15 protein-coding genes and 2 pseudogenes are annotated in these 22,895 nt (G+C 49.9%); 8 read left to right on the top strand and 9 right to left on the bottom strand.

Features of this window, described 5'->3' with window-relative positions:
• Nucleotides 1-73: 73 nt before the first annotated feature.
• The 3 genes from AC1RPZ_RS12625 to AC1RPZ_RS12615 all read right to left on the bottom strand — a co-directional run bounded on the left by AC1RPZ_RS12625 (nt 74) and on the right by AC1RPZ_RS12615 (nt 4,340).
• Entirely contained in the window at nt 74-1,396 is a 1,323-nt protein-coding gene (locus AC1RPZ_RS12625; protein ID WP_493137346.1) for a UDP-glucose dehydrogenase family protein, read from the bottom strand.
• A 231-nt stretch (nt 1,397-1,627) separates the two neighbouring features.
• Nucleotides 1,628-3,856, bottom strand: a complete 2,229-nt coding sequence (locus tag AC1RPZ_RS12620; protein WP_493137345.1) for a polysaccharide biosynthesis tyrosine autokinase — start codon at nt 3,854-3,856, stop codon at nt 1,628-1,630.
• A gap of 43 nt (nt 3,857-3,899) precedes the next feature.
• Nucleotides 3,900-4,340, bottom strand: coding sequence for a low molecular weight protein-tyrosine-phosphatase (locus AC1RPZ_RS12615; protein WP_493137343.1), 441 nt, complete (start codon nt 4,338-4,340; stop codon nt 3,900-3,902).
• A gap of 499 nt (nt 4,341-4,839) precedes the next feature.
• On the opposite strand from AC1RPZ_RS12615, the gene galU reads away from it, so the two are divergent.
• Together galU and AC1RPZ_RS12605 are read left to right on the top strand one after the other, a co-directional pair.
• On the top strand, nt 4,840-5,673 hold the full coding sequence (galU, locus tag AC1RPZ_RS12610) for a UTP--glucose-1-phosphate uridylyltransferase GalU (RefSeq protein WP_493137341.1): 834 nt from the start codon (nt 4,840-4,842) through the stop codon (nt 5,671-5,673).
• A 72-nt stretch (nt 5,674-5,745) separates the two neighbouring features.
• On the top strand, nt 5,746-6,264 hold the full coding sequence (locus tag AC1RPZ_RS12605) for a hypothetical protein (protein ID WP_493137340.1): 519 nt from the start codon (nt 5,746-5,748) through the stop codon (nt 6,262-6,264).
• Between the two features lie 275 nt (nt 6,265-6,539).
• On the opposite strand, the gene AC1RPZ_RS12600 is transcribed toward AC1RPZ_RS12605, so the two are convergent.
• Nucleotides 6,540-7,301, bottom strand: coding sequence for an SGNH/GDSL hydrolase family protein (locus AC1RPZ_RS12600; RefSeq protein ID WP_493137339.1), 762 nt, complete (start codon nt 7,299-7,301; stop codon nt 6,540-6,542).
• Nucleotides 7,298-8,371, bottom strand: a complete 1,074-nt coding sequence (locus tag AC1RPZ_RS12595) for an acyltransferase family protein (RefSeq protein ID WP_493137337.1) — start codon at nt 8,369-8,371, stop codon at nt 7,298-7,300. Before AC1RPZ_RS12595 ends, AC1RPZ_RS12600 begins: the two co-directional genes overlap by 4 nt.
• Before the next feature lie 1,376 nt (nt 8,372-9,747).
• Between AC1RPZ_RS12595 and AC1RPZ_RS12590 the strand changes: the two genes are divergently transcribed.
• Together AC1RPZ_RS12590 and AC1RPZ_RS12585 are read left to right on the top strand one after the other, a co-directional pair.
• Nucleotides 9,748-10,827: an O-antigen ligase family protein gene (locus AC1RPZ_RS12590; RefSeq protein WP_493137336.1), complete on the top strand. Its 1,080-nt coding sequence runs from the start codon at nt 9,748-9,750 to the stop codon at nt 10,825-10,827.
• Nucleotides 10,828-10,868: 41 nt separating this feature from the next.
• Nucleotides 10,869-11,915 (top strand): glycoside hydrolase family 99-like domain-containing protein, encoded by a 1,047-nt coding sequence (locus AC1RPZ_RS12585; RefSeq protein ID WP_493137335.1) that lies wholly within the window; start codon nt 10,869-10,871, stop codon nt 11,913-11,915.
• Between the two features lie 171 nt (nt 11,916-12,086).
• Here the strand turns inward: AC1RPZ_RS12585 and AC1RPZ_RS12580 are convergent.
• Nucleotides 12,087-12,170: pseudogene (locus AC1RPZ_RS12580) on the bottom strand (hypothetical protein); the annotation flags it as partial.
• Between the two features lie 707 nt (nt 12,171-12,877).
• Here AC1RPZ_RS12580 and AC1RPZ_RS12575 point away from each other — a divergent pair.
• Nucleotides 12,878-13,835 (top strand): annotated as a pseudogene (locus AC1RPZ_RS12575) (IS481 family transposase).
• A 55-nt stretch (nt 13,836-13,890) separates the two neighbouring features.
• On the opposite strand, the gene AC1RPZ_RS12570 reads toward AC1RPZ_RS12575, so the two are convergent.
• From AC1RPZ_RS12570 to AC1RPZ_RS12560, 3 genes are all read right to left on the bottom strand, one after another.
• Complete coding sequence (locus tag AC1RPZ_RS12570; protein ID WP_493137334.1) at nt 13,891-14,982, bottom strand: acyltransferase family protein; 1,092 nt, start codon at nt 14,980-14,982, stop codon at nt 13,891-13,893.
• 804 nt (nt 14,983-15,786) lie between these two features.
• Nucleotides 15,787-16,416: a hypothetical protein gene (locus AC1RPZ_RS12565; protein ID WP_493137333.1), complete on the bottom strand. Its 630-nt coding sequence runs from the start codon at nt 16,414-16,416 to the stop codon at nt 15,787-15,789.
• A 102-nt stretch (nt 16,417-16,518) separates the two neighbouring features.
• Nucleotides 16,519-16,887, bottom strand: coding sequence for a hypothetical protein (locus tag AC1RPZ_RS12560; RefSeq protein ID WP_493137332.1), 369 nt, complete (start codon nt 16,885-16,887; stop codon nt 16,519-16,521).
• A gap of 631 nt (nt 16,888-17,518) precedes the next feature.
• On the opposite strand from AC1RPZ_RS12560, the gene bcsQ reads away from it, so the two are divergent.
• From bcsQ to bcsB, 3 genes are read left to right on the top strand one after another with little or no spacing between them, the layout of a single operon-like run.
• Complete coding sequence (gene bcsQ / locus AC1RPZ_RS12555; RefSeq protein WP_493137331.1) at nt 17,519-18,367, top strand: cellulose biosynthesis protein BcsQ; 849 nt, start codon at nt 17,519-17,521, stop codon at nt 18,365-18,367.
• Nucleotides 18,364-20,595 carry a UDP-forming cellulose synthase catalytic subunit gene (gene bcsA, locus AC1RPZ_RS12550; RefSeq protein ID WP_493137330.1) on the top strand — a complete coding sequence of 744 codons (2,232 nt, stop codon included), beginning with the start codon at nt 18,364-18,366 and terminating at the stop codon, nt 20,593-20,595. Before bcsQ ends, bcsA begins: the two co-directional genes overlap by 4 nt.
• Nucleotides 20,592-22,895, top strand: a complete 2,304-nt coding sequence (gene bcsB, locus AC1RPZ_RS12545; protein WP_493137329.1) for a cellulose biosynthesis cyclic di-GMP-binding regulatory protein BcsB — start codon at nt 20,592-20,594, stop codon at nt 22,893-22,895. Before bcsA ends, bcsB begins: the two co-directional genes overlap by 4 nt.

Raw genomic sequence — 22,895 nt, 5'->3', positions numbered from 1 at the left:
CCACCCCATTTTAATAGATCAACCATTTGGGGCTATCGCGTAATGGGCATGTCGACTAAACAACATCGCGTGATCAACGGCCTATAGAAAAATACTCAAACCCGTTCTCAGCCATTTTAACAGGGCTAAACAAATTTCGACCATCAAACACTACTGGCTGTCGAAGCTGCTGTTTGACAACCTCAAAATCAGGAGCTTTGAATGCCGGCCATTCCGTTATAATAATTAACGCATCGCTATTTCTCAGTGCGCCCTCTTTAGTACCGCAAAGGCTTAAATCGTTTCGATTGCCATAGATTCGTTGTGTTTCTTCCATCGCCACGGGATCATAGGCTCGAACGATAGCTCCGTGCTGCCAAAGAGACTCAATGAGCACCCGACTTGGCGCATCTCGCATATCATCAGTATTGGGTTTAAAGCTGAGCCCCCAGAGAGCAAATGTTTTCCCTTTGATATCGCCATTGAAATAATTGAATATTTTATTAAACATGACCTTTTTCTGTTCGCTATTGCGTGCCTCTACAGACTTTAATAGCTTTGCATCAAAATCAAGCTGATTTGCTGTTTGTATTAAAGCCTGAACATCTTTAGGGAAGCATGAGCCGCCATAACCAGCACCTGGATATATAAAGTGATAGCCGATTCTCGGGTCAGAACCTATGCCTTTGCGAACCATCTCAATATCCGCGCCTAACATTTCTGACAGGCCTGCCATTTCATTCATAAAGCTTATTTTGGTGGCGAGCATGCAGTTTGCTGCATACTTTGTAAGTTCAGCGCTCCGCACATCCATTATAATTATTTTTTCGTGATTACGATTGAATGGTGAATACAAATCTCGCAATACGACTTCTGTTTCCTGGTTACCAGTACCAATGACGATCCTGTCGGGACGCATGCAGTCTGCAACAGCAGAACCCTCTTTAAGAAACTCTGGATTCGATGCAACATCAAACTTTATATGGGTGCGTCCGTGCTCAGCCAGTGTGCGTTCGACATGAGCTCTCACCTTATCCGCCGTTCCAACTGGGACAGTAGATTTATTTATAATGATGCAATTAGTCTCCATGTGTTCAGCTATTGTTCCAGCCACAGAGAGAACGTATTTCAGGTCGGCAGATCCGTCTTCATCTGGAGGAGTACCTACCGCAATGAACTGAACGTCGCCATGCTTGACGCCTAAGGCAGCATCGGTGGTGAATTTTAAACGACCCGCACTATAGTTTTCCTTTACCAGTGACTCTAGCCCTGGCTCATAAATAGGAATCTGTCCATTTTCGAGGTTTTTCACTTTCTCGCTGTCGATGTCCACACAAATCACATCATGTCCAATTTCAGCCAATACCGCTCCCTGAACCAACCCAACGTAACCAATACCGAATACCGTAACTTTCATGGCTATTTCCTTTTACAAATTGACACGCTACCGCCCCAGGATTAGTCGTTAGCTTCCTCAGAACGTGAGCTCAACATGTTGTTTTCTGCAAACACCCGCGCGATCCAGATAGCGTTTATGCTATCTAGATCGTACGAACGCACTTAAAAACCAATCAAAAATTTTCGACTACACGCCCCATCAAATATAACGCTCGCGATGAAACCACCGTACGACTTGTCGTATGCGCAGCTACGCTTTCGCTTTTTCATCCTTGTACTCATAGTGATAATAACCATAACCACTATCTCCATAGTTCGCGGACGTTCTTTTTTCAACCCCATTGAAAATTGCCCCTGCTAACTTTATTCCGTTTTGAGCAAACCGATTAATGGTGAGTTCAATCTCTCTGACGGGATTCAAACCAAAACGGGCGACAATCAGGTTTGTGCCACATTGCCTTCCGACAATGGCTGCATCTGTAACAGCCAACAGCGGTGGGGTATCCAAAATCACTAAATCGTACATCGAACTAACTTTAGCTAATAACTCGGTAAAGCTTCGCCGCATGAGCAGTTCTGAAGGATTTGGAGGCCTTTCACCTCGACTCATGAAATCAAACCCTTCGATGTCAGTCTTATGAATGGCCGCCGCAACATCACAACGGTTTACAAGAACGTCGGAAACACCATTTCCGTCAGCGCCACCCAGCACGTCATGCAAATAACCCCTTCGCATATCAACATCAATCAGAAGTACACGTTGACCAGCCTGGGCCACTACTGCCGCGAGGTTGGCAGAAACAAAGGTTTTCCCCACATTGGGACTAGGACCAGAAATCATAAGTAAATTATTTTTAGCATCCAGCATGCCAAAATGCAGGCTCGTACGTAGACTGCGCAATGCTTCAATCGATAAATCGGTAGGGTGATGTATTGCAAGTAACGATGGCGCTTTATCCGCTCGATTCGGACCGCGAGATTTTTTTTGGTCCTCCGACTTTTGCAACATACTATAAGGAACAGATGCATAAACGGGCAGGCCCAATTTTTCGATCATCTCTGGGCTCTCGATGCCACGATTAATTGCTTTGCGTAATAGAATCAACGCCACAGCCAAAAAGGCACCAAACAAGGTCGCCACCAACACTATCAGTATTTTTTTAGGTTTGACTGGCTTGGTTCGATCAACATCTGCGCTATCGATCAATCGTACGTTACCGACTGTACCAGCACGCATAACGTCCAGTTCTTGCGATCGATTCAATAACTGGGTGTATATTTCTGTTCCCACTCGAACGTCACGGGTCAAACTTAGCAGTTCCTGCTGGGTTGACGGAAGGCTTTGTACTTTCTTTGCTAATCCATTTTGTTTGTTAGTCAGTTCCCCAAGCTGGGTCATCAGTGCTCTGTACGCCGGATGCTCATGGGTGAATTTCCGATCCATCTCAGCTTGTTTCAATTTAAGCTCGGATATATTCGTATCAAGCGAAACAATCTGGTCAAGAATAGCCTTGGTTTCCAAGGTAATGTCTACTGACTTGCTACGCGTCTGGTAGGCATTGAGCGCATCTTCAGATTTTTCTAGATCTTTGCGGACTTTAGGTAGCTGTTCATTCAAGAAGCCGAGACTTTTGGCCGCTTCGGCAGACGTACGTTCAATATTTTGACGAACATAAATATCGGCAATCTCGTTTAATGTCTTAATCGCCAAGTCAGGATCTTCACTTTCTAGCGAAAGGCCAATGATTCCGGACTCTTTACCTTTCTCGGAAATATCCAGGGCATCTTGATAGTCAAGAATACTCGTTAGGCGCGGATTACATACAATGACGAACTTAGTCCCCGGATTCGCCCGAATGCCTTCTATCTTTACGCTGACGTCATTATTCGAGTAAAGGTCGCCGACTTTACTTTCAGCTATTTTGTCACCGTCCTCATTCAGGACCGTATAACTGCCATCATCCCCCACTATGAGTGCCAACTTGGTACCGAGCAGAGCGTCAGGCAGTTGTAATTTTGATATTTTCAGAGACTCGCCGCCCCAAGCAAAACCACTGAGAGGGAGCAATGGATCAGCCACGGTGTCAGGATTCTTTTTGGCATAACGTCGTGCTATAAAACGCCCAACTATTGGGAAGTAATTTGGCCGCACGGTAATATTCAAACTTAAGCTATCAATCGCCTCTCCAATAATCGAACGCGATTTTATAAGTTCGATTTCTGTAACGGACGGAGACTCCTTGCCCAGAATACTGCTGATATCCGAGAAGCCCAACAAGTCATTCTTCTTGGCCTCCACTTGCACCAATGCATTCGCTTGATATACAGGGGTCGCCAATATCGCATAGGAAGCGCCCACGACCATAAAGGCCCCGGTAATCGCAGCAATCAACGATTTGTGGTCGACTACCGCGCCAAAAAGCCCCAGCAGATCCATCTCGTCATTATCAATATCTTGGGTTATCTGCGATTGCTGCATAATTCGATTTCTTTGTCATTTCTGCTATTTTGGGGAATGGCTATCAGCGTTCGAGACGCAGCGCCCATGCGTGTACGGCTTCTTTAATCAAAGTATAGGCATGCACAAAAGCCGGTTTTCCTTGACGGTAAGGGTCACTAATTTCACGGTCATCTTGCCATTTACCCAGCAGAAAAATTTTGCCCCGTGCCTCGGGTGCAATATTGAGCACAACATTCAGTTGATGTTGCTCCATAACCAGAATCAGGTCTGACTCATTGACGGACTGCGGGGTTAGTTGAGTGGCTTTGTGATCTCTTGGGACGTGACCATGTTCCTCGAGAACGAGACGCGCTGTCGGCTCAATGGGGCTGTCAACCAACGCGGCAAGACCGGCAGAGCTGACCTCGGCTTTGGAGCGAACAAGCGCTTCGCGCAGTAAATTTTCTGCGGTAGGGCTGCGGCAAATGTTACCTATGCAAACGATCAAAATTTTTTCTAACATGGCACCCTCCCCATCTCGTCAACATTGGCGGTGATGAAGCATATGCCAAATACACTCAGACTCTTCCCCGGCACCCAATAGTGCTCTATCCATCTCTCATGCCTATGATTGTCTCGGGTGTGAAGCGCGATCACCTTCATCTTCCAGGAACTCGATGCTCATGAGAGCAGCGCGAGGCTCTACGATGTTGAAAATCTTAACTGCGAACACACGACAACATCAATCTTTAAATACCGAACGAGTATTTATTGCCACACTCTGCAAATTCAATCTACCCATAAAGTCAGACATAAAATAACATTTTATAAATATTCAGACGTAAAATAGCATTTGTGGCTTTCCGCATGCTGCACAGCATAGATTATGGTATCTGTTACACGCATTCAGAATCAGATATAAAATTCGAAGTAAGCAGCGCTACGCAATGCAACAGCATTAGAGCGCCTTCATTTTTTTGCGATTATTAACAACTCTATATCGTGTTTTCAAAGGACGTCCCATGATCCGTAAATGCCTGTTCCCTGCTGCTGGCTATGGCACTCGCTTTCTGCCTGCCACAAAGGCCATGCCCAAGGAAATGCTGCCTGTTGTGAATAAACCTCTGATCCAGTACGCCGTAGAGGAAGCACGGGACGCGGGTCTTCAGCATATGGCTATTGTGACCGGTCGTGGCAAACGGGCATTAGAGGATCACTTCGATATCAGTTACGAACTGGAACATCAGATTCGCGGTAGCGAAAAGGAGAAGTTTCTGACGGGCACCCGCGAGTTGATGGAGGCTTGCACCTTCTCTTACACCCGTCAGGTGGAGATGAAGGGGCTTGGGCATGCCATCCTCTCCGGTCAGCCGTTGATTGGTGATGAGCCGTTTGCGGTGGTACTGGCTGACGACCTGTGTTTGAACCTTGAAGGCGATGGCGTGCTGGCTCAGATGATCGCTCTCTATAAGCAGTTCCGTTGTTCGATCGTGGCGATCCAGGAAGTACCCCATGATCAGACGCACAAATACGGGGTCATTGCCGGCGAGCAGATTCACGATGGCATTTATCGGGTCAGCAGCATGGTTGAAAAGCCAAAGCCGGAAGACGCGCCGTCCAATTTGGCCATTATTGGCCGTTATATTCTGACGCCCGATATCTTTGACTTGATTGCCGACACGGCGCCCGGCAAAGGTGGTGAAATCCAGATCACCGATGCGTTGATGAAACAGGCACAAAGTGGCTTAGTGTTGGCTTACAAATTCAAAGGTCATCGTTTTGACTGCGGCGACGCGGAAGGTTATGTCGACGCAACCAATTTCTGCTTTGAGCACTTGTATCAGAACGGCCTGTAGATTGACTATCACCGCTCTTGGGCGCCGCTTCTCGAAGCGGCCGTGAGCTCTATTCTGCGATGGCATACCACTATGAACACTTCCAAATCATCGATCGATGAGACCCATGACTCACTGGGCCCTTTTGCACTGGATGAGGACGGCGCTTTCCGTACAAGCGGTCATTATTCCGAGAGGCTCATACACGGCAATATCGTTTTGGGACAGGCGTTCAGCAAGGGAAATAGCGGCTTGATGGCCTGGTTAGAGACATCCGAGCGCCCTCCCTCGCCAGAATCCCCACAACCGAGGTTGTTGGTGGAACGCATTGGACTATTTCCTTCTTCCGGGGAAATTCGACGCGCGGTCATCCATCCTTTTTCCATCCTGGCGCACCTCAAGGATCTGTACATCAATGAAGCGTTAGACGTGGACGAGAGCAACGGTCTGAACCTGACGTTCACCGAGTGGCGCGTCAAGATAAGCCTCTCAATAACTGAGCCGGTCATCCTGTTAAATGTTGAAAGCCGTGGTGATGTTGCACTGATGCATTCGAAAACTGCGGAACTACTGAAGGAAATTGAAAAACGGAATAGTTGCGAGCACTATTAAGCACCGGTTTCCTCCGTATAGGAACTAATACACTGCAAACGAAATAAAATAACTATCGACTCCTTCCTTCGAGTCGTTAATTATGTATAAAGAAAGATGCCCTACAATTGTTTTCACACAAGGTGGCCTTACAGAGAGAACCGCGCCATGAGCTTTCGAATTGCCGAAAAAAACGTTTGCGATCCATAAATTCCACCTTCTAAGTAGTGGGCTTTATGTTTACCGTGGCATCCCGGGCATGCAGTTACAGGGCTGCAGGAGTTCGTAGCCTTCTACTAAGGATTCACGTGTTTATATAGCGCAAACAGCCGTTCAGCATACAGGCTCTGACCATAATCATTGGGGTGCCAGCGCACACCCTCCGAAGTACCAGCGCCATGGGCCGCTGGAATAGCCGCGATATCGGCAACCGAGGCGTAAGGCACCCGCTCTTCTGCGGCCACCGCCGCCATCGCCCGGTCTACGGCTCCGGTCCAGCCGTTGTAGTGGCCGGCACTATCCTGAAGGGTTAATGACCAAGGCCCTACGGCAATGACACTTGGCTGACTGGGCATGGCCCTGACTGCTTCGATCAGTTTCTTGTAATCCTCATGCAGGCGCTGAGCACCTTGGGCTGGGTCCTCGTGTTCACCCAGTTGAATGACCACGAGGTTCGGCTCGGTGGAGGCTACTGTATCAAGAGCCTGGAGCCGCTGCGCGACCGCCCCGCTGCCCCCGGCAGTGTGATAGCACGTGACCGTCGGCTGGCCCCGGGCAAGACTGATTTTTCGACTCAAAAGACTCGCGTAGTCACTTTGCCGGGAAGAGGCGGCCATACCGCTCAAATGAGACCAGCCCAGATGCTGAATGGTCCAATCGTTGAAGCCGTGCAAGGTGATACTGTCGCCTATGAACAATATCCGATAGGCCTGCCCGTCATCGGGGCCACAGTCCAATACGGGGTCCAGCTGGGACGGTGGTGTAGCGGCCTGAAGCGAGGCGCAGACAAATAGCGTACAGCCAATGAGGCCACGCAAGCATCTTGCAAAGTCATTCATTCAAACCCCTTGACCTGTTTTTTCATACCCGCCGAACCGTTGAAGTATTGCTTGACGTAGCGATTCAGCCTTTCCGTTAGTGGACTCTCCACGAACCTGTACATGAATGCACCCACTCCGATTGCAATCGCAATGCTGCCAAGCACTGAAAGTAAAGGATAGATCAGCCCAACGCGTTTGAATAACACAGGCGATACGGGAGCGGTCAAAGGATGGAACAGGTAAATTGAGTAGGACGCTGCTCCAAGGAACACTAACCAACGGGAAACAGAAAGACGCAGCGTCTTTTCTAGACTGGCACAGCCATACACGGCCAGAAAGGACGCGATACCGTAGGTGATGCTGTTTCCGTACTCGGGAAACCGCGGAAAGAAGAGATAACACAGCGATATCATGACAACAGCGATAGCGCTGTTCCTGCCCATCAGCATACCCCGCTGCAGCAACCGGGCAGTGATCATTCCCCAGAGGAAATTCAGCACGATGGGATCAGCATAAAATGCCAGCGCGGTATGCCATGCATCGGTTTTGAAAATGGAGGCAATCGCCAAGCCGACCAGCAAAGGAGCTGTGAACTTGATGGCATCGATCCGGACCAACAAGGATAAGGTGAAGATTGCGTAGAAAAGCATCTCGAACAGCAAGGTCCAGCCCACAGCGAGGAGCGGACGGATTTCGCCATCGACGTTAACAGCCGGGACGAAGAAGTAGGATTTGACAATGTAGGCCCAATCCACCTGAGCATGTAAAACCAGCCCGGCTGCGCCCAGCAGGGTCACCAGCTTAATGGTGGTGGCGAACCAATAGAGAGGGGCGATGCGAACAATCCGTCGGATCGAGAAAAGCTTCCACGCTCCCTCAACTCCCTGCAGCTTTTGCGCAGCGACCATCATTACGAAGCCACTGATTACAAAAAAAAGTGGCACGCCATTGGCGCCCAGGTTGTAGCTGAGGGTATCAGGGTCGAGGCGCTCCTTGGAGTAGAAAGCGGAGTGGCAAATAACAACACCCAATGCGGCAATGAAGCGCAGCACCTGGATCAATTCATATTTGCCAGTCGTTACGCTCATCATTTGACTTCTTCTCACTGCCATATTAGAACCTCAAGATATCTCTCTGCTGCCTGGCCGAATGAGTTTGCCTTTGACGAATCACGCAACTCCAGGCAAAAGGGCTGGCCCAAATATGCAGCATGAAGCGGTCCGACGCCCCCGCCCACTGGAATCAACCGACACTTTATAACAACGTTACGACAGATCGGTACCAACCTGGAAAATGCCATTTTATATCAATGTAAAATCATGGAGAAAAATTTACAAAGTTGCAAATAATTAAAATGATTGAACATACACACCCACGAACTTGGCGCCTCACCTAACGTAGCGCAAGCCCATTAGCACAGGCATTGGGGCTGCAATGATGATCTACGATGCAAACGGAATAAGCCTGAAGCGAAACCTAACAATGCCTTCCGCACTGGAAGTGCGCTTCACACTCAATTTATCCAACGCACAACCATGCAGTTAAAAATACTCCTGCTCACACTACTTTCATGCCTGACACTTATTACGATATGCCTCCCGCTCCCCCTTGCCCCTAAGGCCCCGTCCCATGATCGGAACCAGCGCACCGACTGCCTTTGAGGCAAACGATATGCATCGCCCTAATCACCAGCGACAATTTAAACTCGACAAAAAATAACAATCAACCAAGCTAATTATTAGCGAAAATCAAGACCTTATAGCTCACTAACAAGCCTCCAAGTGACTGAAATACCCCGACGCCACCTGACAACGCATCCCTTGCGTTATTTTGGCGTTATAAATATCCACTTGAACCATCAAAAATATTTCTATATTTTCTACTGAGATCATGGTTCCTAAGCCCTATTACCATAACCAGCCCTATAGGAATAACGACTTTGCCCTACCATTCCTGATCAGCTAGGTTAGAGATATTTGCTCGCCATCGCTATTGCCATCAGTAAAATGGTAAGAACCCTAGAACCCAGCATTTTTAACCATAAAAACCTACAAACATATAAACTATCCTTCGACGCAAACTCGCAGCCAACTTCATAAACCCTCAAGAGCTTCGCAGTTAAATGTTATATTTGTTAGCCTTTATGGGCCTTGCACTGATATTATATTTCTTTCGCACATCAGTACTATTAATACCAATTTGGACCACCTTAACCCCTAAGGCACTCCTATTGCTTGATACCCCCTCAATACCTGCAATTAGCATATACAAATTTTATTGCCTGGCACTCATACTTTCCTATTTTATACGAGTCATGTGCCACAGAAAAAGAAAAGTATATAAGAAGCCTTTCAGCAGAGCCTTCATGGCTTTGTTGGCCTCATCCATAATTTCAGTAATGCTAAACATAACATCCAACAACGCCGGCATTCTAACACTTACAGCCCTTTTCATAGAGGTTATAATGCCCACAACAATTTTTTGTCACTATCTCAGCCAACTTCCCCCGCACAAACTAAACAGCCTAATTAAAAAGTATATTGTTTTTTACTGCATGCTAGCGCTTTACGGAACACTGTGCTACTTAATAGGGCACAATCCATATATTGACCTAATTCAATCAACGAATCACACCAACAGAATTCTAGCTCAAACTTATGAGGAAACACTTCGTGGAGCTCGAGCACAAGGTACAATATCACACCCAATCACTTATGGTGCGCTACTAGCGATCACATTACTCACGTACTACACTGTAAAACTAAATAATAAAAAAATGGCATTATTAGACTATATCAAAATCACCACTACAACAGCCATCATTGTATCTGGAATACTATTCACAAACTCCAGAAGCCCACTAATATTATTTATAGTACCCGTTGCTATATTTGCAACAATGCAAGGTTTCGTTAAAGCCTTCAAAAGCGTTATAGGAATAACCTTGGTTTTCGTGATTGCTTTTTCGGCATCTGAAGTAGTCAGAGACAAGGTATATTCCGTCGTTAATATTTTCAACCCTGAAGTTGGCGAAGACATGAAGGGTTCTGATTTGGCGATGCGCGGCGGACAACTGGCTGTAGCAACCAAATACTTCTTCACATCCCCAATATGGGGCCTCGGATTAGATGCAACAAGAAACATTATCTCATCAGGCAAAGAGCCAGACCTTTACAACTCTGAGAGCATCATATTTAGATTACTCATCGATCAAGGATCTCTTGGAATCATAAGCTATGCTTTATTCTTTACAGTCATATATAGAAAAACAGCACAACATATTTCAAATATAGCATCAAGGCGCATGTATTTAGGAACAATAATTGGATATATGATTTTCATCATATCTACCGGATTCGTAGACACATTACACAACACGATATTTATGCTATGTATTACTTACTATATATTTAAAGCGGATCACATTTCTTCCCGGCTTAGCCTGATAGCCAAAACAGCTCAGCTGGATAAGTCAGAAGAAAAACAATTGAATCAATTACCAATTGATTCAAGTTCAGGCTCATGGACACGCGCACAGCCTTAGCTAATTATTACAACTCTTCGAGTTACTTAGGGGATATAAATTTGAAATCTCTACTAATTGCGTCTCTGTGGGCGTCTACTTTACTAGCGGGGCCAGCTACAGCGGCTGATGTTGGCGTTTTTTACTACCCAGGCTGGAATAGACCAAATATTGATGGATGGGAAAAAATAAAATCTCACCCTGAAAGAGAACCCCTTCTAGGATGGTACAAAGAGGGCTCTGACAACATCACGAAAACGCAAATTATGTGGATGGAAAAATATGGAATTAATTTCATTGCATACGACTGGTATTGGGATAAAGGAACTGGAGTAAAGAACAGGACATATGCGATAGATTCTTTTATCCGCAGCTCACAACAGTCAACCGTAGAATTCTCCCTACTTTGGGCAAACCATACAGAAACGCCCGAAAGCTATGAGCAGTACGACGAGATCGTAGGTTATTGGATTGACCACTATTTCAAAAATAAAAACTACAAAACTATAGATGGAAAACCAGTGGTTTTTATTTTTTCCGCTGAAATGTTTGCCAAGGATTCACAAAAGTTTGGTGCGACCCCCAAAGAGCTTTTAAACAGAGCCAGATTAGCAGCACAAAAAGCAGGCTTGAAGGGTATCTATTTTGTTGGCTCAGCAGGCGCAGACAAGACTTCAATAACTCAAGAATTACCAGATCAAACATATGATGCCTTGAGCGCATATAACTACCAAAATTCGGCATCTCCAAACCTAGCAGAAAGGAAGCTCTCGACAAGCTATCAAGAGCTTTCCGATGGATATGCTCAGAACTGGAATTTTATCTTAGAAAACAGCAGGCTTCCGTATATTTTACCACTTACATCTGGATGGGATAAAACGCCTTGGGGAGGGAGTTCGGACCCTCTACACGATAAATCAAGCAGTACCCCCGAGCAATTTGCCGAACACTTAAAGCAGGCAAAACAATTAATTTCCAAAAAACCTGAAAAAACCTTGAATACCGTTGTCATCTGCTGCTGGAATGAATTCGGTGAAGGTTCTTATATTGAGCCCACCAAAAAATTTGGATTTAAATACCTTGAGCAAATCAAAAACATACTGAAGTAATTCACACAATCAACCTCTAAACATGAGATCAGAAATACGCTGTATGCTAAACGTATCTATCGAATGTTCTGGGGAGGCGAGTCAAAAGGCGCTACGCCATCGCGGGCGCCAATCAATCATTTTGGAGGCAGGCCAGTACATACGCCTGTATGCACCCTCAAGGTAGCACGATCACTTATGGTCCCAGACGGATATCGAAAATAGTTTTTCCCGTTTCGCCAGTGAGTTCGATGGCGGCTGTATTGCCCATGCTGGTGGAGCCGGGCACGCTCGCTCCCACTACCGGCACCACAAATACTTCTCGCGATATGCATCTGGCGAGCATCAGCAACAACATCACCCGATGCTTTTCATTATCAGCGAGATCAAGCGCTTTCTCCGTACTAAATTTGGTGTCGAGTCAGTCAGGGCCTGCTCAACAGCCTGCTGCTTTTTCAGTGCCTGGCGGGCCTGCGCTGCATCATAAGCGATCCATAAACCCCACTTCTTAGAAGGTGGGGTTTTAAATAAACCCCATTCAAACCTGCCCTCTTCTCGGCCTTTCTAGCTATAGTTAGAAGTTCTTTTGATGTAGCACAAAATTTTGCTGCTTCCTTAGTCAGCCTGTCCGGAGAAAATATAAAAATCATTGGCTTTTAAAAAATTTTTTGTATTTGAAGTGATGGACAATCCAGCAATTGACAATCTCGTCAAATTGCTCTCGACTTTCCGGGGTATTTTGATGGGCTGCCCACAATAGAGCAAACTCGAAATTTCACCACTAGAGAATTTAATCCAAAACTACCCAACAGTGGTTTTCTTTCCGGGTATAGTTTTATCTTTTCTCAGGCGACTATATTTTACCTATCCCAATCAGGTCATTAAAAACCTCCAGCGCCCGCGGAGTAAGCGGCAAAAGTGGTTAGGTGTTCAGTCTCGGAGAGTCATGGTGCATCCTTAACAATCGAGCAAGAGGGTGCATTATGGAAGGGCGTCTTCATGGTTCAGCCCGAACAACGCCGCGAATTCGAGCCGAGCTCCAAGCGTCGCAAGAGTCTAATCGCAAGCTTGCAGCCCGTTACAGACTGAACGTAAAAAACGTATCCAAATGGCGCCCGCGGTCAACAACCAAGGACTCGCGTATGGGGCCAGCCCTGCCGTGTAGCGCAAAACTGACACCGTCTGAAGAGGAAATGGTGGTTGAGTTCCGTCGACGGACAATGCTGCGGACGACATGTTGGGGCATCTTCATGAGTGCCTTCCCCAGTTAGCCGCAGCGCCTTGCATCGTTGCCTAGTGCGTCACGGGATCAGCCAGATCCCCAAGAACACCAACGTGACCAAACGCAACAAGTTCGCACCGACTGAGATGGGTTATCTGCACATCGACAGCTCTGAGCTGTCGCTGGAGAGTGGTAAACAACACATGTTCGTTGCCATCGACCGGGTGACCAACTTCACCTATGTCGCGCTTTTCGATGCCGCAACGAAACGCAACGGCGCAACGTTTTTGCGTCAGGCTATTGAAGCATTTCTGTACCGGATCCATACCGTCCTGACTGACAACGGCGCAGCGTTTACCGAGCAGCCAAGGTATCGAAGCGGCGCCACCAACCGCTTCGGGGGACACATCTTTGATCGTGTTTGCTACGAGCACAACATCAAACACCGTCTAACCAAACCTTACCATCCTTGGACCAACGGCCAAGTCGAACGAATGAATCGAACGATAAAAGAGGCGACGGTCAAGGCGTTTCATTACCCCGATTTTGATACTCTGAAGGCCCACGTATTGGCTTTCGTGATGGCCTACAACTTCGCTAGGCATCTAAAGGCTTTGCGATGGCGTCCCCCTTTCAAGGTGATCTGTGAGGCCTGGACTCAAAATCCAGGCTGCTTCACAATTAATCCGCACCATCTCATTCCGGGACCGAACACCTAGCGATAAGTAGGCGCATTAAGCAGTTAGCAAATTTCTCAAGGTTACACCGTGTACGTTATTCAGCATTATTGGGATGTAGCTTTCTCAATGCAACAGGCTTAGTTTCTTTGCTACCTGTAAGAATGAATGGCTTCTCAATTAACAGGAAGGTGGCTGTGGAAATTGCGGATACTGCGATTAACACGACTGGTAGCAAAGCTATATATGCCCATTGATTGGCTTTGTCGAAATCAAACAGATTAGTCGTGGAAAATATCAGATACAGAAATAGCCCGTGCGTTAAGTATACGCTGTAGCTTACCTCCCCTAGAGCTTTAAGGCCGCGACTCTTAAGTAATCCAAACAGATCGTTACCGAGGCAAATTATCGCAAACGACACCCCAAGCGTGATCATCTGGATTATTGAATACTCTTCATTGATCGTCATTGCGACTATTACGAAGAAGATCGCAACAACAGAAAGGAACCTGCTATTAATTCTGGTCAGCGCTAGAGGGTAGTGCACCTTTATAAGTACTGGCAAGAACCCTATAAAGAACAGCAAAAACAGCTTTAGCTTTATTATTCCAACGTATGTACCAGCGAGTGCAATCGCTACAATTGCCAGTGACATAAGGGTATATCGACCATACAGTCTTTGGTTGGTGACAGATGCTATCAAAGGTAGTAGTAAGTAAAAAATCCACTCGTAACCTAGTGTCCAATGGGCCCCTGCTGTCATGCGAATGCTTTCAGAGAAGCCATTGAATGATGAACCGATAAAAATCAACCATTTGAAAATCTCTTTGGCTAACTGGCTTGATTCAACGAATGTGAAATTCGTCTTGAACAAAGTAATCAAAAATACTGAAAGGATGACAAATATGTACAGCGGCATAATTCTTCGTATTCTTGATTTTAATAAACCCTGCCAGTTTGGATTTTTTTTGTAAGCTTTACCAAAGAACAGAAAACCCGTTATCATAAAAAATAGTGATACAGGAACTGCCCCCATATTGTTCAGGACATCACTTTCTGGACGCCCCCAAAACCCATTGATTTTCCAGTAGTAGGTCGCAATGAAGTGATGACAAACAACTGATGTCGCGAGTAGTCCGCGCATGGCATCGATTGGCGATGACCTTTCCAGCACTTGATTTGTGAGCATACTGGAATTTCTCAATACTCTCTCAAGCATCCAGATTGAGGCTGCGTAGAGCAATAGAGTGCATATTGTAATATTCATCATTCTATCATCATACTTAAATTTGGTTGTTCTGGGCGAGAACTGCTCGGCAGTTTAAAACCCAAACAACACTTAATTGTTTAGGGGCTAGCTTTTCTAGCTTCGTGCAAAATAGTCTATTTACCGAGTTAATGCACTTGTTTTGACCACCTTTTAGAGGCGGTATTATCACAACCGACCCACCCCCTCCAACAATACATCATGACTAAAAATAACAGTTATAATACCACGACTTACTGCCTACCTCAGTGGCGAACAAGTATAGAGAAAAGCTTAGTGCGTACATTATATCTCAGGGAACTAGAGTGCCGTTCTTGAAACAACCTTTTTGCGGTCTTGGCTACACTTTCTCTGTCATTCAGCACTCGAAGCACGGGGCAACGCCCAAAAAAACGGTCCTCAGTCCAGAAGAACAGATCGAACTAAACCGCCGAATGCACCTAAGTCATCATCAGACGGCGCAATGGCCGTCGCGCCCAATTGATCCTGCTAACCGCCCAGGACTGTTCACGGATAGCGTACGCTCGCTGGATCGGTTTCTCTCTTCCCGCAATCACCTGCTGGTATCCGCGATTTCAAGGTCTGCGGTAGTACCGCTTGCTCGACAAGCCAAGTTGGGGACACAAAACGTCCTTGCCGACTGACGCCAGGTGTCTTGTTCTTGAATGGATCGCTCAGCCGCAAATCGCGCCAGACTTAATGACGCTGTCGGTCATTCATACCGCGCTACAGCTGTGACGAAACCGGAGCCCCACGCCAATAGGGCTGCTTAACAGCCTTCTCTGCCCCCGAAAGAGACACCGCGAGAGCGTTCAAAAACCCCTCCGCGGTATATTTCGGAATGCTCGCACTCAATACAATAACCGCAAACCCCAGCACCACGGCCGGCAGGGGAATTTTGCTGATGTTCTTTTTCTCCAGCCTGTAAAGAAATACGCAGGCCGCCGCTGACCCCACAAGCGCTCCGGCAATGGCTTCTGACAAAGGATGGATAGCGACTCCGATATAATGGACGCTGAACCACCAGGTCGACAGCAGCCCCGCGCCCAGCGCGAGCCATCGAAGGCGGTGGTCTATCTGTCGAAACAGTAAACTCAGCACCACGGTCGATACCAGGCAGGCGTTCATCGCGTGGCCGCTGATAACGGCAATGTCCAGGCTTTCCAGGCCGATTCCCCAGCCCTTGAACAACACTTTGCTCAGGCCAACGACGAAATAGGCGGCGAGCAATACACCTAGCCATAAAAAGGCGACCTTTTTTGATGCTGTGCACCACAGCCAACCGGCGACGACCAGGGCTGCCGGGAGCATGACGGTGATGCCGGCGTATTGAGCGATGTACAGTTTTGACTCCAATCTACCTCCTCGAATACGTCCTGCAGTGCCGGACAGAGCCTGAACCTCCTCGCGTGTTCCAGGTGTTTACGACACTGAGAACGCGCTCGGTCAATATAACGCTCAGCGATCCAATAAGCACTTCAAACGGCCCTCTAGAACAGCCGCCGAATAACTCGCCACATCCATCGCCAGCGCTTCCTCCACCAGCGCCTCCAGCAAGGCAGCTTGCGCCTCGAAGCGCAGACTGCGCTCAAGCTTTCGCGCAGCGTGCATCTGATCAAATAACACATGAGTCACTTGATAAGGCGTGCTGATTTTCAGGCGTGCGAGCCAGATGGGAACTTTTTTTGCCGTTTTACGTTGCCGGTTATCCACGACGCCCGTCGTCTTCCCCGCAGAGGTGTTTTTTGAAACGGCCACTGTGTCTTCAAACACATCGGTCAATTTCTTTAATACATAGCCGAGAATCAAATCATCGAAGACTTCCAAAACTGACGCTCCTTCGCTTCGGAAATCATTTTTCCGCTAAATACACCCATTTCCTATCATCACATTACACCTCATACGATGTAGTTATTCGACGCATTCTAACATTCACATTTTTTCCGAATAACATAACGCCTTGATAACATTCGGATGAACGTTAACAACCGCCGCTGACCTTTTATAACAATCATTGACACCCAAACGCAGACATCCGAGATTAGTGGCACTCTGCCAACGTCAAGACGACGCATCAACTTATCAAGTTAATGAAATGCTGAGTTCCTGAGTTATTTCATTTCTGGTACGACGCATGAAATATGTAGACGATATTACGAAACTCTTTACACGTTTTGGCGCCAGCGCGGGAATCTATCAGGAAATACAACCGAACTATAAAATCTTTAAAGATGATCTGGTTACACCTACGGTGCCAGTGACCGAGCAAGAACAGGCAGTGGCATTGTCTCCCCTAACGCCCATTACCCCAGTGTTTCTGGTTGACGAGCCGACACCTCCCTTATTGATTGGCACGCCGGTCGAGCCTGCGAAGAGTGTCCTCATAACGCTACCTGCGCCGAAGTCCGCCCCCCTGACCGAATCACCTGCGGGTTCTGCAACGGGTGACCGTCAGCGATTGAGCGATCTGTTGCGCGAACTCAACCAGGTTCGTAGAGACGGCCTGCCAGAAGCTGCTCGCGAGCGGACCAAGGCGAAGGTCATCGTTATCGTTTCGGCGAACGGTGGGGTGGGTAAAAGCACCGTCGCAGCCGGTCTTGCGAAAACACTTCGATGCCCTGGCGGGCGAACCATCGCCATTGATCTGGACCCTCAGAGCGCCCTGTCCAGCCACTTGGGTATCACCAAACAGGTTCCTGGGCTGATCCAGCTGAAACAGCAGGACGCAGACTGGCGTACCCATTTTCTGCGGGGCTATGGCGACAGTGAGTGCCTGCCCTTCGGCACTGGCGACGTGAATGATCGTCGATTGCTCAAGCAGCTGATGATTGAAGATCCTGACTGGTTGAATCAGCACCTTGCGTCGATGAACCTTGGCGAAAACGACACCGTGATCCTGGATACCCCTTCGGGTGCGACCGTCTATTCGCAACAGGCACTCGATGCCGCCGATCTGGTGCTGGTGGTGACAGTGGCTGACGCGGCCTCCTACCTGGCACTGGACACCATGACACGGTGGCTGGAAACCAGCCGACGACATGCGCAACGGCACAGGTATGTGCTCAACCAACAGGATGACTTGCGTTCGTTCAGCCGGGACATGGACGTGCTGTTTCAGCGACGACTCAGGACTGACCTGATCGGTACGGTTCGTCTCGATCACCAGCTCAACGAATCGCTGGCCTATGGTCGAGACCCACTGCAGTACTCGCCCGACAGCATTGGCTGTCAGGACATTCTTTCGCTCTCACGCGCGGTCCATGCCCTGCTTTTCCCGAATGCCTGCGGCCAGCAGGTTACGCCATGACCGTACAGCTGAATCGGCTACCCGCAAATACGTGGTGGTTGCAGGTTCTACTGGATACTTTCCAGGCGCGCTTCAGTCGATGGCCCCTGCGCTGCCGTCAAGGCCTGAAGATCTCAGCCAGACTGATTGCGGGGTTATTTGTGCTGGGTATCCTCAGCGCGCCTCTGGATCTGTATTCCCAGGCAGCGTTTGCCGCAACCTGTTTCACCACCAGCCTGATCATCCGCAGGAAAGCCGGTCGCCTGGCGATCCTGACCCTGGTCACTCTCTCGCTGATCGCTTCGTTTCGCTACATGTACTGGCGCCTGACCGACACCCTGGGCTTCGACAACTGGCAGGATGCGGTATTTGGCTACGGGCTGGTGCTGGCGGAGCTTTATGCCTTGCTCGTCCTTGTGTTCGGCTATGTGCAGACCGCCTGGCCGCTGCACCGCACACCGCAGTTTCTGCAACAGGCGCCCGATCAATGGCCGACGGTAGACGTCTTCATTCCCACCTATAACGAAGCGTTGAGCATCGTGAAACTGGTGGTGCTCGCTGCCCAGGCCATCGACTGGCCCGAGGGCAAGCTGCAGGTGCACGTGCTCGACGACGGACGTCGGGAGGAGTTCAAGGTTTTCTGCGAGCAAATCGGCGTCAACTACATCACCCGCGACAACAATCAGCATGCCAAGGCCGGCAACCTCAACGAGGCGCTCAAAGTCACTGATGGCGAGTTTATCGCCATATTCGACGCCGACCACGTGCCCACCCGTTCCTTCCTGCAGATCACCATGGGCTGGTTTATCAAGGACTCGAACCTGGCGCTGCTGCAAACGCCTCACTTCTTCTATTCACCCGATCCGTTCGAAAAGAACCTCGATACCTTTCGCTCGGTACCCAATGAAGGTGAGCTGTTCTACGGCCTGGTGCAGGACGGCAATGACCTCTGGAACGCGACGTTTTTCTGTGGATCCTGCGCGGTCATCCGGCGTACTCACTTGCTGGAAGTCGGCGGTATCGCCACCGAAACCGTGACAGAGGATGCGCACACGGCGCTCAAGCTCAATCGCCGTGGTTTCAATACCGCCTACCTCGCCATTCCACAGGCAGCAGGGCTCGCCACCGAAAGCCTTTCCCGGCATATCAGCCAGCGCATACGCTGGGCGCGGGGCATGGCGCAGATTTTTCGGACCGACAATCCGCTGTTTGGCAAAGGACTGAATCTGGGGCAGCGCATCTGCTACCTCAACGCCATGATGCACTTTTTCTACAGCCTGCCTCGCCTGGTGTTCTTGACCGCTCCCTTGGCTTACCTGATTTTCGACGCGCAGATTTTCCATGCCTCGGCGTTGATGGTCACGGTCTATGTGCTGCCGCATATTTTCCATTCCAGCCTGACCAACTCCAGCATCCAGGGCCGCTTTCGTCATTCATTCTGGAACGAGGTGTATGAGTCGGTTTTGGCCTGGTACATCATGCGGCCGGTGCTGTCCGCCCTGATCAGCCCTTCGCTGGGTAAATTCAACGTGACCGACAAGGGCGGCACCATCGAGAAGGACTATTTCGACTGGAAACTCGCGCGGCCTTACATCGTCCTGCTGACCTTGAACATGATCGGCCTGGCGACCGGCCTGGTGAAACTGATAGGGAGCGATTCGGCCGAGGCCACGACCCTGATGATCAACCTGGCCTGGACCTTGTACAACATCATCATTGTCAGCACCACCGTGGCGGTGGCCAGTGAGTCCTCTCAAGTGCGCTCCGAACCCAGGGTGCCCGCTGATCTGCCCGTGCGCATCTATCGCGAAGACGGCACCTCGTTCGAGTGCACAACCCTGGATTTCTCACAGAACGGCGTGGGCTTGAAACTGCCACCGCAGGTTCAGCTCAGCACCCATGAGAAGCTGCGGTTCTGCATTCTGCGCACGCCCCCTTCAAGCCTCTTTCCCGCAACAACGGTATTCAGCAACGCCAGCATGGCGGGCGTGCGATTCGATGCCTTGTCCCTGCGCCAGCAAAGTGAACTGGTGCGACTGACATTTTCACGGGCCGACACCTGGGCCAACACCTGGGGTAACGGCCGCCTCGACGCTCCTTTGGCGGCGTTGCGGGAGGTCAGCAGCATTGGCTTACGCGCCATCCTCCAGTTGTTCGTTGCAACCCTAAAGGACGGCCAGGCGCTGCTGCGCAAACGCTCGGACGCTCCATCACCTATCGACTCCACCGCGGACACGCAACGATCTTGAAGCCTTCCACTCGCCGGACCTTTCTTCCTCGTCGCTCACTCATGCTGATCGCCTGCTCTCTACTGAGCTGGAACGACTATGCCTTGAGTGCTGCCGCCCAAATCAGCGCCACAGACCCGGCGGTGATGCCGGTTGCGCCGTTGTCCGGGACCGACGCCCCGACCAACAGCTACACCCGTACCCTCAAGGAGCTGGGCAAAAGCTACTCGATGAGCCTCAAGGGTGTGGAGGCAACGGACAGTGTGAACTTCAATGTGCGCGCCGATGAAGTCGTGACGTCAGCGGACGTCACGCTGCAGTACAGCTACTCCCCGGCGCTGTTGGCCGACCTTTCGCAGATCAACGTGCTGATCAACGATCAAGTGGCCGCCAGCCTGCCCCTCCCGAAGGAGGAGGCCGGTAAGTTGCAGACCCGGACCGTGCAGATTCCGCCGCAGATGATCACCGAATTCAACCGGCTCAGCCTGCAGTTCATCGGTCACTACACGATGCAATGCGAAGACCCTTTGCACTCCAGCCTTTGGGCCAGGATCGGCAACGAGAGCCAGTTGAGCCTCCGGGTGTCCTCGATTAAACAACCCAACGAGCTGTCCGCACTGCCGCTGCCGTTGTTTGATCGTCGGGACGCGTTGCCCTTGAAGCTGCCCTTCGTGTTCGATTCTAGCCCTGGCGGTCCGGAGCTTGAGGCCGCCGGCATCCTGTCTTCCTGGTTTGGCGCCCTGGCCAGCTACCGCGGCGCAACCTTCCCTGCCAGCCTCACGAGCCTGCCGGCCAAAGGCAACGCCGTGGTGTTTGTCAGCGGTAGCAAATCAACAACCTTGAGTGGCTTGCAGATCAAAGAGGCCACAGGGCCGACATTGACACTCGTGAGCAACCCGAATGATGCACAGGGCAAGCTGTTGATCGTTTCCGGGCACGATGGCGCCGACCTCAAGATCGCCGCGACAGCACTGGCCCTCGGCGGCTCAGCCTTTTCCGGGCAGAGCGTGGTGATCGACCGGATCGACTCGCTCAAGCCACGCCAACCGTACGACGCGCCAAACTGGCTGCCCTCCGATCGTCCGGTTCGTCTGGGTGAACTGGCCAAGCCTGCTGAACTCAATGCGTCGGGTTACAACCCTGGACAAATGACGGTTGCACTGCGCTTGCCACCCGACCTGTTCAACTGGCGTGAGCCAGGCGCGCAACTTGACCTGAAATACCGCTATACACCCCAACCGGTCTCCACCAATTCCTCGTTACTGGTCAACTTCAACGACACCTTTATCAAGTCGATCGAGCTGCCTTCGATCGAGAAACTCGGCAATAGCGACAGCCTGCTGGCAATGCTCAAAACCGACGACAGCCTGGCCCGCACGTCGCACATGCTGTTGCCGCTCAATTCGGTAGCGCTGCAATCGCGCCTACAATTTCGTTTCATGTATGACTACATCAAACAGGGCGAATGCCGCGACATCATCATCGACAACATGCGCGGTGTGATCGATCCGGATTCGACCCTGGACCTCAGCCAGTACGATCACTTCATGGCGATGCCTAACCTCGGGGTGTTCAAGGACAGTGGTTTCCCGTTCACTCGCATGGCTGACCTTTCTGAAACTTCGGTGATCCTGCCCAATGATCCGGGCGCTGCCGATCTGAGTGCCTACCTGACCCTTCTAGGCCGCTTCGGCGACTCCACCGGCTACCCGGCCACCGGCGTGAAGGTGGTCCACGCCGACCAGCTCGCCGAGCAACGCGACAGAGACTTGCTGGTGCTCGCCTCGGGCGACAATCAACCGCTGCTGGAGCAATGGCAAAACCTTCTGCCGGCCAGGGGCGAAAAGTCCGAGCAATATTTTGAATTGTCTGACCTGCCCTTGCGCCTGCGTAACTGGATCAGCCCGGATGCGAAAGCCAATCTGCGTGAAGCGCGCAACAGCTTCAGGTTTTCCGCTGAGGACGGCAGTGCTTATCTGACCGGATTCGAATCGCCGCTCAAGAGCGGGCGCAGTGTGGTGTTTATCGCCAGTGCAAGGCCCAGCGGCCTGGCCGATGTGACCGACGCCCTGCTCAGCAGCGAAGAAAACGCCCACGAGCTGCAAGGCAGCCTGGTGGTGGTCAGGGGCAAGCACGTCGAATCGCTGGTCGCCGAACAGGATTACTACGTCGGGCATTTGGGCCCATTGCGCCATCTGCAGTGGTACCTCTCGCAAAGTGTATTGGCGCTCATGCTGTCCACCCTCATCGGGGTCCTGCTGCTTGCCTCAATTGCCTACTTGACCCTGCGCCAAAGGGCCAAACGTCGTCTTGGCCATTAA

This window comes from Pseudomonas sp. GW822-FHT02D10 (genome assembly GCF_058802345.1).
Note: the sequence above shows the minus strand (reverse complement) of the source record. Positions and strands in the feature narration are given on the sequence as shown.